Source organism: Streptomyces sp. TAA040, from assembly GCF_000424845.1.
In genome coordinates this window covers 13,382-30,276 of the sequence record NZ_AUKR01000016.1, presented here as the reverse complement: position 1 = coordinate 30,276, position 16,895 = coordinate 13,382, and the positions used below count along the sequence as shown (strand labels likewise).

Here is a 16,895-nt window from a genome sequence, read left to right as displayed (position 1 = left end):
ATCCACGGGTGCGTGCGGTCCGAAGCACGGAGGGAAGGTTCGGCAGTGAGCCTCGGGGCGCGGAGTGCGGAGTGCGAAAGAGCAGCTTCGCGGGGGCCGCCCCGGCACGCGTACCGGGACGCCGGTCCGGCATCCGGGAGCGGGCGCGCGCCGTGCCGCTTCCGCCGCCCCGGCAACCGAGGGCACCTTTCCGCACCGGCTCCACCGGGAGGTTTGCCCGTACGTGAGGCGGGCACCCGCCGCCGGTCGCGGCCCCGTCACGGGTGCCGCTCGTCTTCCGCCCCTCCGCACTCCTGGCGCCGGCGGGCGGGGACGCGCACGCGAAGCAGAAGGAGCCGGACATGCCGCTGCCGCAGGCCAGGGGAGAACTCTCCGCCGCCGTACTGGACGCGCTGAGCGCCCCCGTGCGGTCCCTGCCGCTGCCAGGGGAATCGGAGACCGGGCGGGCCGACCCCTACGGCGAGGACCTGCAACTGGCGCTCAACACGTGTTACGAACTGCACTACGCCGGTTTTCCCGGGGTGGACGACGGTTGGGAGTGGAACCCTGACCTGCTGCGGCTGCGCGTCGCCCTGGAGCAGTGCTTCCTGACCGCCCTGCGGGCGGACGTCCCGCCCCGCTCGGACGCCGACGAGGCCCTGGACGAGTTGCTGGTGGAGCCGGTCGACGGGGATGGCGTCTCGCACTTCCTGCGGAGGGAGGGCGAGCTGCGGCAGATGCGCGAGTACGCCGCGCACCGCTCGCTCTACCACCTGAAGGAGGCCGACCCGCACGTCTGGGTGATACCGCGGCTGCGGGGCCGCGCGAAGGCCGGCATGGTCGCCGTCGCGTACGACGAGTTCGGCGCGGGTCACGGCGACCGGGTGCACGCGGAACTCTTCGCGAAGCTCATGGTCGACCTCGGGCTGGACCCCGCCCCCGGGCGGTACCTGGACGCGGGGTCGGCCGAGATGCTCGCGACGGTGAACCTGATGTCGCTGTTCGGTCTGCACCGCGCCCGGCGCGGCTCGCTCGTCGGGCACTTCGCCGCAGTCGAGATCACCTCCTCGCCGTCCTCGCGGCGGCTGGCGGAGGCGATGAGGAGGCTGGGCGCCGGCTCCGCGGCCGAGCACTTCTACCGCGAGCACGTGGAGGCCGACGCCGTGCACGAGCAGGTCGTCCGCCGGGACGTGGTCGCCGACCTCCTGGCCCAGGAACCCCGTCTCGCCGCCGACCTCGCCTTCGGCGCCGACGCCACGGTGTTCGTCGAGGACCGCTTCGCCGACCGGTTGCTGGCCGACTGGCGGGCGGGTCGCTCCTCAGTCCGCGTCCCGCTCGACGCCTGACGTCCGCTCCCGGTCCCGTGGGCCGTCGTCGCCGCCCCGCTGCGGCCGGTCCCGCTCCTCGTCCCGCTGCCCGCCCGCCGGGCGCCCGCTCCCACCGGGCGCCGGTGGACTGCTGCGGGAGCGGCGTCGGTGGCTGGTGTCGCACCACGGATAGCAGCGGCTGCGCCGGCAGGTGCACACCGCCACCACGAACCGGTCCGAGCGGGCGACGGTCCCGTCCGCCAACTCGATCTCGACCGGGCCCTCGCGCAGCTCCGGCTCCCGCACGGCAGCGGCACCGGTGCCTTCCGGATGCGGTGCCGGGGCACGTTCACCGCCGCTCTCCGGCGACGTGTCAGTTTCGCGCGATCGCACGGAACACCACCAGTTCCTCCTTCTCCTCGCCCGGACCGATCAGTCCGACCGCCTCCAACCAGGCCGCCCGGGCCCGCATCACCGGCCCGAACGGAACCCAGCGCCGTTCGGCCACGGAGGCCGTCAGGCCGGCTGCGCCGAGCAGTTCCAGGGTGCGGGCCGTTCCGCACAGCGCGGAGTGCACCATCAGCAGGGTTCCGCGCGGCGCCAGGGCCGAGGGGGCGTCCCGGCAGATCCGGTCCACGACGGCCCGTCCGTCCGGCCCCGCGTCCCAGGCCCGTGCCGCGCCGCGGCGCGGCAGGTGTTCGGACGGGGCCGGGACGTACGGCGGGTTGGCCAGCACCAGGTCGAACCGGTCGCCGTCGACCGCCCCCAGCAGGTCGCCGTGGAGCACCCGGATCGGCAAGTGATGGAGCCGGGCGTTGCAGCGGGTGGTGAGCACCGCCCGCAGCGCGGCGTCGACCGCCGTCACCCGCCCGCCGTGCCGAGCCGCGGCCATCGCCACTGCGCCGGTGCCGGTTCCCACGTCCAGGACCCGGCGGTGCGGGTCGACAGGCTCGTTCCGCAGCGCGGTGAGCAGCAGGTCGGTGTCGTCCTGAGCGCGATAGACACCGGGAGGTCTGAGGAGCATCACGCGCGGCGAGTAGCCGCAACGGCCGCGGTGAAACCCGTGCCGGCGATCACTCCGCGCGCCTCCGTGCTGGTCAACGGCCGGGTCATCTTCGCCGGGCCCGGCAAGAGGGGCGCTCCGGACGGGTCACTCGCCGAAGGAGACGTCCTCCGCCGGGCACACCGTCGCGCCCATGTTGCGCTCCATCATGGTCAGCGCGGCCTCGGCCAGGTCGGTGTGGATGTGGGCCACCGCGTCCCGCGCGACGGTCACCGCGAGGTGGCGGATGTGCGCGTCCAGCGCCGAGTACAGCACGCACTGCTCGGTGACCTGCCCGCACAGTACGAGGTGGCCGGCCCCCAGCTCGCCGAGCAGGTGCTCCAGCGGCGTCTGGTAGAAGATGGAGTGCCGTGCCTTGATGACGAACAGCGCGTCGTCGGTCGGGCGTACCGGTTCGACCAGCTCGGCATGCGGCCCGGCGAGGGCGGTGTCGACGAGCTCGTCGTGCTGCGAACGCCAGCGGCCGAAGTTGTCGTTGACCCAGATGATCTCGGCCCCGGCCTCCCGCGCCTCGCGAATCAGCCGGCGCACGCCGGGCAGCGCCCGCGCGACGGACGGGCGCAGCGCCTCGGCGTCCGGGTGATCGTAGGTGTTGATCATGTCGATCACGATCAGTGCCGTACCGCTCACCGTTCTCCTTCTGCACATCTCGGATGCCGACCCGGCGGGGCGGCCGTCGTCGGGGGCCGCCCCGCCGGGTCGCCGGTCAGCCGGCAGCGGGGTAGGGGCGCTCGCGCAGCAGACCCGCGAGATGGGTCGCCGTCCGCGCCAGCGACGCCGTCGTGGAGGCCACGGCCTCCGGCGTTTCGTCCAGGTCCTTGTAGTCCGTGCCGGTCATCGCCTCGCCGACCCAGTAGGTCGAGGCTTTCGGGGCCGTCGAGAAGCCCAGGTCGCTGAGCCCCTGCAGGGCCTCCGCGGCGATGTGGTGGGCGCCGTCCTCGTTGCCGACCGCGGCGACGGTGGCGACCCGGCCGGCCAGCAGCGGGCGGCCCTGGTCGTCGGTCTCGGAGATGTCGGCGTTGAGCCGCTCCAGCACCCGCTGCATGACGCTGGACGGGTGGCCCAGCCAGACCGGCGAGGCCAGCACCAGGATGTCGCTGTCCAGCACTTTCTGCCGCAGTCGCGGCCACTCGTCGCCGTCGCCCATGTCCTGCGCGATACCGGGCTTGACGTCGTGGTCCACCACCCGGACCGTCTCGGTGCGCACGCCGAGTCTCGAGAACTCGGCCAGCACCTGGTCGGTCAGGACCTGGGTGCTCGACTCGGAGGGGGAGGGGCTCAGGGTGCAGACCAGGGCGATTGCCGTCAAAGGTGTCTCGTTCATGCCGCCCGGAGTACCCGTGGCCGTCCGGGCCAACCACCGCCCGGAGAGCGGTGCGCGGCGGGTGGTGCGCGCAGGGGTGTGCGTCATGGCGTCTCCCGGTGGGGGTGCGGTGTGTGACGGTCCCACGACGGTCTCCCTCCGATATGCCGACGAATGTGGGGGATGCACCGTTTCGGGGGTGGTGGGTCGGCGCGTGACGGCGCGGCGTCCGTGACGGACCGGTCGCGTGCCGGCTCGGCTCGGCGGTGTTCCAGCCCACTCCGGGATAACGGTTTGGTATCGGGTGTGGCGGATACCAGGCCTTCGTGCTTCGGGAGGCAGGCACGTGGGGGAGCGGCGCTCCCGGGGGCGCGGAGCAGGCGCTCCGGCCTCCCGGCCCGTGGACGGGCCGGGGCAGGGCCGGTCGCACGGGCCCGGACCCCGATGGACGCCTCTCCCCTCCCACGGCTGCGCGGCAAGCGCCACACGGTCTTTCCCGGAGCGTCCGTCGCGCGGCCGCTCACCCACCACTTAGCGCGTTCCTGTTCGGGGGCTCGCGAGGAACAAGGAGAAGGAACACATGCGCCAGTCGAACGTTTTCGTGATCGGCCTGGACGAGGCGAACGTGGAGTCACTGCACGACGTGCCCGAGGCCGGGGAATGCCGCTTCCACTCCCTGCTGGGCATCGAGGAGCTCCAGCACGGTGAGATCGACCTGGAGCAGCTCTGGGAGAAGGCGACGAAGAAGCTCGACGCCTTCGACGGCAGCGTGGACGCCGTCGTCGGCTACTGGGACTTCCCGGTCAGCACCCTTGTGCCCATGCTGTGCGAGCGCTACGGCCTGCCCAGCACGAGCCTGGAGGCGGTGCTCAGGTGCGAGCACAAGTACTGGAGCCGCCTGGAGCAGCGGAAGGTGGTCGAGGAGATACCGCGCTTCGGGCTGGTGGACCTCGTCGGTGAGGCCAAGCCGCCGGAGGGCGTGGACTTCCCGATGTGGCTGAAGCCGGTCAAGTCCTTCTCCTCGGAGCTGGCCTTCGGCGTCAGGAACGAGGAGGAGTTCCAGCAGGCCGTTGACGAGATCCGGGACGGCGTCAGCCGGATCGGTCGGCCGTTCCAGTACGTCCTGGACCGGGTGGAGCTGCCGCCGGAGGTCAGCGAGGCGGGTGGCGAGGCATGCCTCGCCGAAGAGGCCATCTCCGGCGAGCAGGTCGCGGTGGAGGGATACGTCCACGACGGTGAGGTCGTCGTGTACGGGGTGCTCGACTCGCACACCTACCCGGACAGCTCCTGTTTCCTCCGGCACCAGTACCCGTCCACCCTCCCCGACGAGGTCACCGAACGGCTGCGGGACGTCTCGCGCCGGGTGATCGAGCAGACCGGGATGAACTCGGCGACCTTCAGCATCGAGTACTTCCACGAGCCGAGCACGGGCAGGATCACGCTCCTGGAGATCAACCCGAGGCACTCGCAGTCGCACGCCGAGATGTTCGAGTACGTCGACGGAGTGCCGAACCACCACTGCATGATCAGCCTGGCGCTGGGCCGGGACCCGAAGATGCCGCAGGGCGAGGGCCCCTACGAGGTGGCCGGCAAGTGGTACTTCCGGCGGTACGGCGACGCGGTCGTGCGCCGCGTGCCCACCGAGGAGGAGGTCGTCGCCCTGCTGGAGCAGGAGCCCGGAGTGAAGATCGACATCGTGCCCGAGGAGGGGCAGCGGCTCTCCGCGATGCCCGGGCAGGACAGCTACAGCTTCGAACTCGCCCTCCTGCACATCGGCGCGGCCTCCGAGGACGAGATGTGCGCCACGTACGAGCGCTGCACCCGCGCCCTGCACTTCGAGTTCGACGAGTCGGACCAGGACACGGCCTGAGCGGCGGCCCGGCGGAGGACCGGGCGATCGCGTCCGATCCCGTGGGCGCTCCGCGCGATCGAAGCGACGCAGCCGGGTACCCGGCGGGCGGCCCGCACCCCAGGGGTGCGGGCCGCCCGCCGGGGTCGGGCACGGCCCGGCACAGCACAGTCAGCACAGGGAGAGTGGCAGCAGATGCGCGTGGTGAGCAATTTCCCCTACTCCGTGCAGGAAGAGGAACACCTCTGGATCCCAGTTTCCGACGGGACCAGGCTCGCGGCCAGGATCTGGCGTCCCACCTGCTCCGACGACGAGCCGGTGCCGGCCGTGCTGGAGTACATCCCGTACCGCAAGCGGGACCTCACCTCCGGCCGGGACGCTATTCACCACCCCTACATCGCCGGGCACGGCTACGCCTGCGTGCGGGTGGACCTCCGCGGCACCGGGGACTCCGAGGGAGTGCTGCGGGACGAGTACCTGGAGATCGAGCAGCAGGACGCCGAGGACGTCCTGGCATGGCTCAGCGAGCAGCCCTGGTGCGACGGCCGCACCGGGATGATGGGCATCTCCTGGGGCGCCTTCAGCGCGCTGCAGGTCGCCGCGCGCAGGCCGCCGAGCCTGCGCGCCGTCGTCGCCGCGTCCTTCACCGACGACCGGTACGCCGATGACATGCACTACATGGGCGGCTGCCTGCTGTCGGACAACCTCGCCGAGGCCGGCACGATGTTCGCCTACGCCACCTGCCCGCCCGACCCGGCCCTGGTCGGCGAGCGCTGGCGGGAGATGTGGCACGAGCGGCTGGAGGGGAGCGGCCCCTGGGTGGCGCAGTGGCTGCGCCACCAGCGCCGCGACGCGTACTGGCGGCACGCCTCGGTCTGCGAGGACTACGACGCGCTCCAGGTACCGGTGCTCGCCTCCAGCGGCTGGGCCGACGGGTACTCCAACGCGGTCACCCGGCTGCTGGAGAACGTCAAGGCCCCGGTCAAGGGCTTGATCGGCCCCTGGTCGCACAAGTTCCCGCACCTCGGCGAGCCCGGCCCCGCGATCGGCTACCTCCAGGAAGTGGTGCGCTGGTGGGACCACTGGCTGAAGGACCGGGACAACGGCGTGATGGACGGTCCCGCACTCCAGGCGTGGATGCAGGAGAGCGTGCCGCCGTCCACCTCCTACGAGGACCGGCCGGGCCGCTGGGTCGGTGAGGACGCCTGGCCCTCGCCCGGCATCGACCGCACCGCCTTCCCACTCGACCGGCACCGCATCGCCCGGCCGGAGGAGCAGATCGCATCGGAGGAGCTGACCCTCCAGTCCCCACTCTCCGTCGGTCAGTTCGCCGGCAAGTGGGCCTCCTACAACGCCCCGCCCGACCTCCCTTACGACCAGCGTGAGGAGGACGGCGGCTCGATGGTGTTCGACACCGAGGCCCTGGAGACGCGCGTCGAGGTGCTGGGCGAGCCCACGGTGGAGATCGAGTTCACGGTGAGCGAGCCGGTCGCCATGATCGCCGCACGGCTGTCCGACGTGGCGCCCGACGGCAGCGCGACCCGGGTCACCTACGGGTTGCTGAACCTCAACCGCCGCGACCCGCAGGCCGCCGAACCGGAGGCGCTCGTGCCGGGGGAGCGCTACCGGGCCACCGTGCGCCTCAACGGGATCGCCCAGGCGTTCCCGCCCGGGCACCGGATCAGGCTCTCGCTCTCGACGTCCTACTGGCCACTCGCCTGGCCGCCGCCCAAGCCGGTACTCCTCGGCATCCGCACCGGATCGAGCAGCCTCGGCCTGCCGATCCGGCCGATCGACGCCTCCGAGTCGCCGGCGCCGGGGTTCGACGAACCGGAGGGCGCGGAGCCGCCGCCCGCCACCCGGGTCACCATGCCCGAGCAGAAGTGGCAGGTCTCCCGGGACCTGGTCGACTACGGATCCCGGCTCGACATCGTCAAGGACAGCGGCGTCGTCCGCTTCGACGCGATCGACCTGGAGGTCGGCCGCCGGGCCTGCGAACGCTACGACTGGGTAGCCGACCGGTTCGACTCGGCACGCGGCGAGTCCGCCTGGACGATGACCTTCACCCGCGGGGACTGGAAGGTCAGGACCGAGACCCGCACGGTGCTGCGCTGCACCGAGGAGGAGTTCCTGGTGGACGCCACACTGGACGGGTTCGAGGGGGAACAGCGCGTCTTCTCCCGCACCTGGAACATCAGCGTGCCGCGCGACCACCTCTGAGCCGCGCCTTTGGCAGCACGGCGGCCCCGTTGCCCGGCCCGCGGGGCCGCCGTGCTGCGTGCGCTCCGGCCCGGGCCGAGCGCGCGTCGGGCTCCTGCCGCTCCGGCGCACCCTCCGGGGACTCCGGGGCGACGCGCCCGGATCGGGGGCGCCCGACCGTGCGGCCCGCCCGCGGCCCGACGTCAGTCCCCCTGGAGGCGGCCCCCGCCGAGCGCTTCGCGGACCGCGTGGTCGTGGTGGTCCCGCAGTACTTCGATCTGCCGGTCGGCCCGCGCGATCAGGGAGCGCAACGCCTCCGGGTCCAAGCGGTCGTCGTCCTCGGCCCGGATCAGCAGGGAGTCCCACAGCAGGGCCTTGCCCCGGGCCCCCAGCAACATCGCCTCCAGTTCGACGACCGTCCGCAGACGGGAACCACCCAGCAGCCGGCCGTTCGGCTTGAAGCGTCCGAGCTTCTCGCCCGCCCAGGCGCCCACGACCTTGTACCGGGTGACCGGCACCTCCAGGACCCGGATAATCCGCAGCAGTGAGGCGCGGTCCTCGCCGACCTCGGCGGCAACCTGCTCCAGACCGCCCGCCCTCGCGGTGCCCGCCTGCGCCTCGGACAGTCGGTGGGCCAGCTCCACCCCGGCGGTCGCTCCGCCGAGATGGTCGTTGAGGTAGACGGCGAGCTCCTGCGACTGCCGGGCTTCGTGCGCGGTGGTGAAACGAGACGGCATGGCCGTCCTCCCAGGTCTTCCGGTCCGAATGTGGAGGGCCCGACCCGGGTCCCCACGCCCGTGCGGGTCATGTCGACCGCGCCGCGCCGGGTCCGGCCGACCCCGGCCCACCCCGCCGGGCGGATGCCCGGTTCCCGACCGGCGACCAGCCGGCGCTCAGCGGCCCGGCCCCGGGAGGCTTCTTCGACAGTTGCGTCCGCTCCCGCTCCGGTGCTGCCGAGAGGCGCTGCCAGCCGGGGTCGACCGTCGCACCGGCCGCCAGGCGGTGCAGGATCACGCCTTCGCGTACCGCCCACGGGCAGATCATGACCTCGTCCAGACCCAGCTGCCGCAGGATCTGCTGCGCCACGACCGCCCCGGCGAGCGACTGCCCGGCCCGCGCGGCGGAGATTCCCGGCAGCGAGGCCCGCTCGGCCGGGGGCAGGGCGGCCAGGGTGGTGACCGCGCCTTTGAGGTCCGCCCGGGCCAGCCGGCGTTCCGCCTCCGGGCCCTCCCGCAGCGGTGGTGCTCCGCAGAGGCGGGCGAGCTGCTGGAACGTGCGGGAGGTGGCCACGGTCAGGGTGGCCCCGGCCTCCCGGACGCGCTCCGCGGTGCCGGCGAGCTCGGCCCTGATGTGGGCCCGCATCTCCTCCAGCAGTTCCGCGTCGGGCGGATCGTCGTCGGCGAACCACTGGCGGGTGAGTCGACGGGCGCCCAGCGGAAGACTGGTGACGAAGTCCGGGCTGCGGTCGCCGACCGCGATCTCCAGCCGGCCGCCTCCGAGGTCCAGCAGCGCCAGCGGGCCCCGGCTGTCGCCGGCCCACTGGCGGGCGGCGTGGAAGGCGAGGGCCGCCTTGCGTCCGGGCGGGAGCGCCGGCAGCCGCACGCCGGTCTGCTCGTGCACGAAGCGCTGCAACTGGGCCCGGTCGGGCGCCTCGCGGACCACCGCGGTCGCGTAGACGAGCAGTTCCTCGGCACCGGCCCCGCGCGCGACCTCGCGGCACTCGGCGACCGCCCCCGCGATCCGGTCCGCGGCCTTCACGCCCAGCCGCCCGTCCGCGTCGGCGAGCTGCCCCAGCCGCAGCCTCCGGCGGGTGGACTCGACCGGTTCGAGCATGACGCCGCAGGAATCCGCCACCAGAAGAGAAGCGGCCTGGGACCCGACATCCAGTACACCGACTCTCATGACGTCTGAAGTACCCCTCGCCCGCTCGATCATGTCCCTCACCCGTATCCGTCGCCCTCCGAACCGCCTGTTCGCCCCGTCCGAGCTGTTCGGACCGACATCGCAGGGTATAGGACCGCTCCCCCTGCGCTCCGCCGGCGGAGCGCCGCCCGCGCCCGTCGCCAGCCCCGTCCGGACCTCTGCGCCGGAGCGGTCGGTCCGCGTGGGGAGCCCGGACGACAGGATGCGAGCCCCCGCGACCGCGCTCATGGTGGAGGAGGACGTGCGGCGGAACGCTGCCGCGCGGCGCTCGGGAGACCACCAGGAGGAAAAATGATCATGAAGATGCTCCACGACAAGGGTTTGCGCAGCGAACACGCGTACACGGCGGCGCTCGTATCGGTGGGCCTGTCGATGGCGGCCTGGGCGGGGTCGTTCAAGGGGGAGTCCGCGGGAGACCTGGCGCGGGCAGACCGCTGGGGGATCTATGTGGGGGAGTGGGCGCCGACCTTCCTCGGTATCGGTCTCGCGCTGGCGCAGTACGAGCAGCAGGAGGGATGACGTGGGCGCGGCGGCTCCGGACGCCCGTGCCCGCCGCGCCTCCGGCGTCGGCCGGGAGACGCACGTGCTCCGGTGACCCGTCTGTCCTTCCGGTGGCCCCGGAGCCAGAACAGTCGTGTCGCTCCGCCCGGACAGCCCGGGTAGAGCGACACGACTGCGCGGTGGGCGACTCCGCAGTCCCCGGAACCTGCGCCTCCCGCTCTCCCTGTGCGTGGCGGGGACGGGAGGCGCGGGTGATCGGCTGATGTGCCGTCACATTTTGGGGCTCTCTGCCCCCGGGGCGGTGCGGTTCACCCGAACGGCGCTAGTATGCGGGTTCCGGGTCCATGCAATTGCATCACGGGATTGCACGGGGTTCGCGCCTGCTTGTGCCCCCGCTCGACGGGTCGAGGAGGCGGTGGGAAGCCGGAAAACCGCAGAGCGAGTCAGGGAGTGGCGTATGGGGAGCTACCGCAACGGAGTTCCGGCGGGATCGATCGAAGCGACCTGGGTCAAGAGCCGCAGGAGCACGGCGAACGGGCAGTGCGTGGAGCTCGCCGCGCTGCCGGAGGGACGAATCGCCCTGCGCAACTCGACCGACCCCGGCGGGCCGGCCCTGGTCTTCGAAGCGGCGGAGATCGACGCCTTCCTGGATGGGGCCAAGCAAGGCGAGTTCGACGCACTCTAGGTCAACTCAACCCAGCATTAAGTAACTTCGGCCGGACATTCGGGCTTCCGTCATGTCATGATGGGTCGTCCTCCTGTGTGAATGGAGTCCGTGTGTCCGCCCGACCCGATGATTCACCACTGCTCTTCGCCCCCACCCGGCAGCGTGAACTCAACCCGACCGCGGCAGGGCTCGTGCTCGGTACGGAGCTCCGCCGCTTGCGGGAGCGCCACGGCTCGACGGTCACAGCCGCGGCCAAGGCGGTCAACGCCTCCGTCTCCAAGCTGAGCCGGCTGGAACGCGCGGAGAGCCCGCCGGACCTGCGCGACGTGGCGGAGCTGGCAACCCACTACCAGGTCTCCAGTGAGGTGCGCGCCCACCTGGAGCAACTGGCCCGCCGCACGCTGGAGCCGGAGTGGTTCCAGCCCCACGCGGACTTCACGGCCGCGTGGATGCACCGGCTGATCGGGCTCGAGTCGGAGTGCGCCCGCCTCACCACCTACGAGATGAAGATTGTACCCGGGCTGCTCCAGTCCGAAGGGTACGCCCGGCGGATCATCAGCGACGGTCTCCGGGTGCGCGAAGGCAGCGAGGTGGAACAGCGCCTCGCGTTGCGCCAGGCGCGTCAGCGGCGCTTCTTCGAGCAGGCGGCTCCGTCGCGCGCGACGTTCCTGCTCGACCAGTCCGTCCTGCTCCGCCGGGTCGGCACTCCGCAGACGATGCGGGAGCAACTCGGCAAGCTGCTCGGGCTCGTCAGCACCCCCGGTGTCACGCTCCGCTTCGTCCCTCTGGACAGTTCCGTGGTCTCCAACCACGGGTCGATGACGCATCTCGTCTTCGGACCGGGCGGACCGCCCCCGATGGTGTACGTCGAGGGGAACGACGACGCCACCTACTACGCGAAGCCGGACGACGTGGAACGCCACGTCGAACTGATGCTGCGGCTCAGCCACGAGGCGGCCGCCTCGTGGAGGGACAGCAGGGCGATGCTGCTGGACGCCCTCGACCGGTACACCGACTGAGGCCTGCGTGCATCGAAGGGCACGCGGGGGCGGCTCCGGTGCCGCCCCCGCGTGCCCTTCACCCCCTGGTCCCTCCGCAAGCTCGCCGCCTGCCGCGGAGAGTGCACGGCCACGTCATCCGGATCGGCCACGAGGCGTTACGGTGCCTGTTCGCCCGCCGCGGTGTCACCTTTCAGCGGACCGAGACAAGGAAGGAGCCGCCTGACCCCGAGCGCGACGCCAAGCTGGGCCGCATCGAGGAGGTGCTGGAGCGCTTTCCGGATCGTGTAGGTGCGTTCGACGAGTTCGGGCCCCTGGGCATCCGGTTGAGACCAAGTGATGAAAAAGGGGGCGCGTGCGGTTCGCCCTGGACGCACTGTTCGCTGATGTCGCGCGGAGCAGGTCGATGAAGCTCGTGACTTCTGCAAGTCGAGGGCGGCAGGACGTGGCCCCAGCCCGCTGAAGGAGCTGAAGGAGCTGAAGGAGGCCCGAGCGAAGAGGCCTGCTCCTCCTGCCGCCGATCCGTCTGCCGTCGAAGAGACGATCGAAGCCGCAGAAGCGCGCGTCCCCGTCAGGATCTTCACTTCTGTCGACGGTCCGTCGCGGGGCGTCTACCTGGACGTACACGGCGGCGGCTTCTCCGTGGACTCCGCAGCGCGAGGAGGCAAACGCAACCGCGAGCTCGCAGACGCCCTGCCCCTCGCTGTTGTCAGCGTCGACTACCGGCTGGCCCCTGAGCGCCCCTGGCCCGCGGCACCCGAAGACTGTGAAGCAGCGGCGCTCTGGCTCGCTGAAGAAGCCGATGCCCGCTTCGGAACATCCCGACTTGCGAGCGGCGGGAGCTTCGCGGGAGCCACACTCGCCCTGGCGGCCCTGCTCCGGCTGAGAGACAAAGGCAAGGCGCGTCACGCGGTGGAGCGCGGGATCAATCGCCTCAAACGCCACCGGGCCGTGGCGACGAGGTACGACAGACTCGCGGTCCGCTACAAGGCAACGGTGCTGGTCGCAGCCATCAACGAGTGGCTGCGACCAGAACTTCGAACACGCGCCCTAGTCGCGCTGCGGCACCTTCGCCAATCCGCCGTACTCGGTCCACTCCACGCTCCGCTGCCGCTGCTGGAGCTCGGACTGCGGACGCCAGTCCGTGACGTCCACGAGGCCGGGCGGCTGGATTTCCAGCCTCTCGAAGTAGCCGTCGACGTCGGAGCGTTCCCGCACCCGTCCCCAGTACCCGTGGGTCTGCTCCAGCATCATCTCGGTGACCTCGCGCCGGAGTGCCTCGTCGTCGCTGACGAGTTGGCAGACCACGACGAGACTGCCCGGCACGAGCCGGTCCACGACCCGGTGCACCAGCTCCTTGGGCCCCGCCTCGTCCGGCACGCAGTGCAGGACCGAGTTGAACAGGACGCCCACCGGTTCCGTGAAGTCGACGAGTGCGGTCACTTCGGGGTGCTTGAGGATGTGGTCCGTGTCCGCCATGTCCGCCGAGATGATGGCGGTGCGGTCGTTCTCGTCGAGGATCGAGCGGCCGTGAGCCAGGACGACGGGGTCGTTGTCCAGGTACACCACGCGGGTCTCGGGGGCGACCGCCTGCGCGATCTGGTGCACGTTGTTCTGCGTCGGCAGGCCGGATCCGAAGTCGATGAACTGGCGGATCCCATGCTCGGCCGCCATGACCTCCACGACGCGCTGGAGGAACCAGCGGTTGTTCCGAGCCAGCTCCTTGGTGGTCGGAGCCGCCTCCAGCAACTGCGTGCAGGCCTTCTGGTCGGCCTCGTAGTTGTAGTCCCCGTCCAGCAGCCAGTCGTACATCCTGGCCGCGCTCGGAACCGTTAAGTCGACACGTCTGTTGTTCGTCAAGGACGGACCCCTCCCGCTTCGGGTCCCGCATCTCCCCAGGGACCAAGGCCCCATCGTAGGAGGGTGCGACGGCCCGCACCACCACCTGCGGAGATCGTGCTCCAAGGGCTTTGCACAGGGGGGGAGTCGGTGCAGAGTTCAGTCTCTCCGAGCGGACTCTGCCACCAAGTGCCTCAGGCCATGCTCAAGTTGGGCGATGTCGCCGGCCGGGAGTCGCCGTCCGGCCGTCAGCAGCCACACCGTGGCCGCCGATGGGTCCGCTCCCATCAGGGCCGCGAGATCCGGCACCGTCATCCGCAGCCGGAACCTGAGCAGTGCCGCGTCTGCGGCCGCGGGCGGGAGTGCGGCGTGCAGCCGCCGGACGACCGGGTCCCCGTTGTTCCTGCCGCGCCCCCGGGGGGCGTGACCCGGTCGCGCAGGTGGCACCAGGCCCCGGCGGCCGGACGCGGGCTCCTGAGCAGTACCTCCCACCGGTCCGCGACCGTGTCGAGGGTGGCCCGTACGGCGGCTGTGGCCGAGGCCTCGTCGGCCAGCCTCGCCCGGGCGTAGTCGTGGTACCGCTCCTGGTGGAGCTCCACGAACGCCCGGAACTCCGGGTTGCCCCGCAGGCCGGCCCGGTGGGGCCGGTCGGGCCGTACCCGTGCGACGGTTCCGTGGTCCGCGCCGAGCCGGGGCTTGCGGGGTCGTCCCTCGGTTCGGCACCTCGCCTCCAAGAGCGAACTGGTCGTGGAGGTGTGCGGGGCTTCCTTCGCCGCCTCGCACGGGAGTCTGGCTCGGATGATCGAGGACGGTCCGGACCAGGGCGGCTCTCCGCTGGAGCGCCTTGTGGCCGGGTATCTGTCCGCCGCACACCGTGACGCCCGGGACGGCGGCTGCCCTTCCGCCTCGCTGGTCGCCGACGCCGGACGGCACGGCGACCCCGTACAGCACGCGTACGCCGAAGGGGTCGAGGGCTATCTCAACGGCTTCGCCGCCGAGTTCCTGCGTGAAGCCGAGGAGGAAGGGCGCGAGTCCGACCCGGGCGAGGCCCGCCACCGTGCCGTGCGCCTGCTCAGTGAAATGGTCGGTGCGCTGATGCTCGCCCGAGCCGTACGACACGTCGAGCCCGAGCTCTCCGACGAGATCCTGCGAACCGGTCGCAGCCACGCCCAAGGCTGAGGCGACGCGGAACGACGCAGGCGTCCTGGCAGGCACTGCTGACGTCGTGGCGGCCGGGGGAGCCGGGGCGTCACTGCCTCCGCCACGTCCGTGCCGGCGGTGTCCGTCGTCCCTGTCCGCTCCCGGTGCGGCCTATCGGGTGGCCCTCGCCTTCCGACCCCGCCCCGGCGCGGCCGCACACAGCGGAACGCCGGGCCGGTGGCACGGAAAGCCGTCGGCCCGACGCCGGGGCGTGTCGCGCGGAGTGGGGCCACTCTCGGGCAGCCACCCGGAGGTGACTGCCCGTGGACGACCGCGCGCGAGGGGCTACGCGAAGGTCTCGTACTCCGCCACCCGCGGGGTGCCGTGGGAACTGGTGACCTCGAAGCTGAGCTTGCGCACCGAGGTGGCCGGGAAGTTGATCACGCCCGCTCCGCTGCCGGTGGCCAGGACCTGACCGGTGTCGTGCTGGACCACCGCCAGGAACCGATGGCAGAGCTGCCGTGGTGGGGCCGCACTCGCCTCGGGGCGGGAGGGGTCCGCCGGCGGCCTCACCTCGGGATCGCCGGCCGTGTTCCATCCCGGGTTCCGGACTGTCGCGCCGGTCGTCATCCGGGCGCCGGATGCACGAGACGCACCGATGTTGGAGTGACACCTGATGACTGACGTCGCGAACGAGTGGGAGGCCGCTGCCACCGAGTCGACGCCCGAGCCGGAGACGGGCGTGGGAGAGCGCGAGGCTGACGACCGGCTGGTCGACCGGTTCCGACGGAAGGGCTGCACCTGAGCGCTGAGGGTGCCGAGTGCCGACTGCGGTTCTTCGCCGGGCTGAGGAACCGCAGAGTCGAGGACGTCCTGATGCTCATCTGCGACGGGCCGAGGAGGCCGCCTGATCCGGTCGAGACCATGTGGCCGTGCACGCTCGTCCGGACCCGCATCATCCACCTGCGGGGGAACGGCTTCCGGCACGCGGCCCGAGCGGACGGGGGCAAGAGCACCAAGCGGCTCAAGCCTGTATGCAGGCAAGGGCCGCCGCTGGATGATGCGCGGGAAGGCACCCTCGGTGCCTTCGAGGGTGCCTTCGAAGGACGACTGGCCGCAGCTCGTGGGTGTGCAACCCCTCGCCGCGAATCAGTCGTCTCGCTTCGTCCGCGGTCCGTATCAGCCCTGCAGGGCTTGCAGGGTGGCGTGGAGGTCTGTAGTGCGGGGCTGATTGTGGGGGAGTTTGGCGAGAGCGGCGGCCATGCCGCAGGTGTTGGTGGCGGCGGAGAAGATCAGGCCGCTACCGACGGCTGCGGACAGCCAGCGGGCGGGGCGCCAGCGGGTTCCGGCGGCGAGGCCGAGGACGACGAGGGATCCGGCGGCGAGGCGAACCTGGCGCTCCATGGGCCAGACGGCTTCGGTGTTCTCGGGCCGGTGGAGAGGGCGGCCTTCGCCCACCCAGGCGGTGGTGCCGCCGGTGAGACTGGAAGCGGGGACATCGGCCGCGGCGAGCTCGGTGCAGGCGCTGGTGGAGCGGTTGCCGGAGGCGCAGACCATGAGGAGGGGGCTGCGGGCGGCTGCCGCCTTGAGTGCGGGGAGGGCGGTGTGGAGGTGGTCGAGGGGGATGTTGTGGGACCCGGGGAGGTGGCCTGCGGCGTATTCGCCGGGGGTGCGCACGTCGACGACGGCGTAGTCGTCGAGGCTGGCGGCTGCCTGGGCGGGGGGGGGAGCGGTGGGGGTGGTCATGTGCGGGGTGGTCCTTCCGTAATGTTCCGGGGGCGGAGTGTCCGCACCCGGGTATAATACCCCTAGGGGTATGTAGTCAATGGAGGTGCACGGTGGAGCTGGAGATGGCGGCCGACGAGCTGAAGTCGGTTCTGAACCGGCTGCGGCGGGCTCAGGGCCAGATCGCGGGGATCATCAGGATGATTGAGGAGGGCCGGGACTGCGAGGACGTGATCACGCAGCTCGCGGCGGTCTCCCGCGCGCTGGACCGGGCCGGGTTCGCGATCATCGCGACCGGGCTGCAGCACTGCATGGCCGAGGGCGGTCAGGAGGTCGGCGACCGCGATCAGATGCGGGCCCGGCTGGAGAAGCTGTTCCTCTCCCTGGCCTGACGGGCGCGGT

18 protein-coding genes and 3 pseudogenes are annotated in these 16,895 nt (G+C 71.8%); 12 read left to right on the top strand and 9 right to left on the bottom strand.

The window, feature by feature from the left end:
* Positions 1-341: 341 nt before the first annotated feature.
* Positions 342-1,325, top strand: a complete 984-nt coding sequence (locus H300_RS0115515; RefSeq protein WP_028428164.1) for an iron-containing redox enzyme family protein — start codon at positions 342-344, stop codon at positions 1,323-1,325.
* On the opposite strand, the gene H300_RS27130 is transcribed toward H300_RS0115515, so the two are convergent.
* The 4 genes from H300_RS27130 to H300_RS0115495 all read right to left on the bottom strand — a co-directional run bounded on the left by H300_RS27130 (position 1,299) and on the right by H300_RS0115495 (position 3,673).
* A complete protein-coding gene (locus H300_RS27130) occupies positions 1,299-1,592 on the bottom strand; it encodes a CDGSH iron-sulfur domain-containing protein (RefSeq protein WP_037980549.1) in 294 nt (97 codons plus the stop codon). The two genes, H300_RS0115515 and H300_RS27130, sit on opposite strands and share 27 nt — an antisense overlap.
* Before the next feature lie 67 nt (positions 1,593-1,659).
* The gene (locus H300_RS0115505; RefSeq protein ID WP_037980546.1) at positions 1,660-2,310 is read right to left on the bottom strand and encodes a HemK2/MTQ2 family protein methyltransferase; all 651 of its coding nucleotides are present in this window, start codon (positions 2,308-2,310) and stop codon (positions 1,660-1,662) included.
* Between the two features lie 126 nt (positions 2,311-2,436).
* Positions 2,437-2,979, bottom strand: coding sequence for a cysteine hydrolase family protein (locus H300_RS0115500; RefSeq protein ID WP_028428162.1), 543 nt, complete (start codon positions 2,977-2,979; stop codon positions 2,437-2,439).
* 76 nt (positions 2,980-3,055) lie between these two features.
* Positions 3,056-3,673: an NAD(P)H-dependent oxidoreductase gene (locus tag H300_RS0115495; protein WP_037980594.1), complete on the bottom strand. Its 618-nt coding sequence runs from the start codon at positions 3,671-3,673 to the stop codon at positions 3,056-3,058.
* 559 nt (positions 3,674-4,232) lie between these two features.
* Between H300_RS0115495 and H300_RS0115490 the strand changes: the two genes are divergently transcribed.
* Positions 4,233-5,522 (top strand): ATP-grasp domain-containing protein, encoded by a 1,290-nt coding sequence (locus H300_RS0115490; protein ID WP_028428160.1) that lies wholly within the window; start codon positions 4,233-4,235, stop codon positions 5,520-5,522.
* Between the two features lie 174 nt (positions 5,523-5,696).
* Entirely contained in the window at positions 5,697-7,721 is a 2,025-nt protein-coding gene (locus H300_RS0115485) for a CocE/NonD family hydrolase (protein ID WP_028428159.1), read from the top strand.
* A gap of 182 nt (positions 7,722-7,903) precedes the next feature.
* On the opposite strand, the gene H300_RS27125 is transcribed toward H300_RS0115485, so the two are convergent.
* Positions 7,904-8,437 carry a hypothetical protein gene (locus H300_RS27125; RefSeq protein ID WP_051270081.1) on the bottom strand — a complete coding sequence of 178 codons (534 nt, stop codon included), beginning with the start codon at positions 8,435-8,437 and terminating at the stop codon, positions 7,904-7,906.
* 67 nt (positions 8,438-8,504) lie between these two features.
* Positions 8,505-9,602, bottom strand: a complete 1,098-nt coding sequence (locus tag H300_RS27120) for a Ppx/GppA phosphatase family protein (protein ID WP_078516031.1) — start codon at positions 9,600-9,602, stop codon at positions 8,505-8,507.
* A 312-nt stretch (positions 9,603-9,914) separates the two neighbouring features.
* On the opposite strand from H300_RS27120, the gene H300_RS0115465 reads away from it, so the two are divergent.
* The 5 genes and pseudogenes from H300_RS0115465 to H300_RS30285 form a co-directional block, all read left to right on the top strand.
* Positions 9,915-10,142, top strand: a complete 228-nt coding sequence (locus H300_RS0115465) for a hypothetical protein (protein ID WP_028428158.1) — start codon at positions 9,915-9,917, stop codon at positions 10,140-10,142.
* Positions 10,143-10,581: 439 nt separating this feature from the next.
* Positions 10,582-10,809, top strand: coding sequence for a DUF397 domain-containing protein (locus tag H300_RS0115460; protein WP_028428157.1), 228 nt, complete (start codon positions 10,582-10,584; stop codon positions 10,807-10,809).
* Positions 10,810-10,901: 92 nt separating this feature from the next.
* A complete protein-coding gene (locus tag H300_RS27115; RefSeq protein WP_051270079.1) occupies positions 10,902-11,810 on the top strand; it encodes a Scr1 family TA system antitoxin-like transcriptional regulator in 909 nt (302 codons plus the stop codon).
* Between the two features lie 54 nt (positions 11,811-11,864).
* Positions 11,865-12,115 (top strand): annotated as a pseudogene (locus H300_RS32465) (IS630 family transposase); the annotation flags it as partial.
* Between the two features lie 29 nt (positions 12,116-12,144).
* Positions 12,145-12,686, top strand: a pseudogene (locus tag H300_RS30285) (alpha/beta hydrolase); the annotation flags it as partial.
* A gap of 153 nt (positions 12,687-12,839) precedes the next feature.
* Here H300_RS30285 and H300_RS0115450 read toward each other — a convergent pair.
* Complete coding sequence (locus H300_RS0115450; RefSeq protein WP_028428156.1) at positions 12,840-13,649, bottom strand: SAM-dependent methyltransferase; 810 nt, start codon at positions 13,647-13,649, stop codon at positions 12,840-12,842.
* Positions 13,650-14,426: 777 nt separating this feature from the next.
* On the opposite strand from H300_RS0115450, the gene H300_RS0115440 reads away from it, so the two are divergent.
* Positions 14,427-14,807 (top strand): TetR family transcriptional regulator C-terminal domain-containing protein, encoded by a 381-nt coding sequence (locus H300_RS0115440; protein WP_051270077.1) that lies wholly within the window; start codon positions 14,427-14,429, stop codon positions 14,805-14,807.
* A 306-nt stretch (positions 14,808-15,113) separates the two neighbouring features.
* Here the strand turns inward: H300_RS0115440 and H300_RS31105 are convergent, their stop codons facing one another.
* The gene (locus H300_RS31105; protein ID WP_199779196.1) at positions 15,114-15,263 is read right to left on the bottom strand and encodes a hypothetical protein; all 150 of its coding nucleotides are present in this window, start codon (positions 15,261-15,263) and stop codon (positions 15,114-15,116) included.
* A 181-nt stretch (positions 15,264-15,444) separates the two neighbouring features.
* On the opposite strand from H300_RS31105, the gene H300_RS32460 reads away from it, so the two are divergent.
* A complete protein-coding gene (locus H300_RS32460) occupies positions 15,445-15,573 on the top strand; it encodes a hypothetical protein (protein ID WP_486583899.1) in 129 nt (42 codons plus the stop codon).
* Positions 15,564-15,800, top strand: a pseudogene (locus H300_RS32455) (transposase); the annotation flags it as partial. The gene H300_RS32460 and the pseudogene H300_RS32455, both read left to right, overlap by 10 nt.
* Positions 15,801-15,947: 147 nt before the next feature.
* Here the strand turns inward: H300_RS32455 and H300_RS0115425 are convergent.
* Positions 15,948-16,514 carry a rhodanese-like domain-containing protein gene (locus H300_RS0115425; protein WP_028428153.1) on the bottom strand — a complete coding sequence of 189 codons (567 nt, stop codon included), beginning with the start codon at positions 16,512-16,514 and terminating at the stop codon, positions 15,948-15,950.
* Between the two features lie 92 nt (positions 16,515-16,606).
* On the opposite strand from H300_RS0115425, the gene H300_RS0115420 reads away from it, so the two are divergent.
* Positions 16,607-16,885, top strand: coding sequence for a metal-sensitive transcriptional regulator (locus H300_RS0115420; RefSeq protein WP_028428152.1), 279 nt, complete (start codon positions 16,607-16,609; stop codon positions 16,883-16,885).
* Positions 16,886-16,895 lie beyond the last annotated feature (10 nt).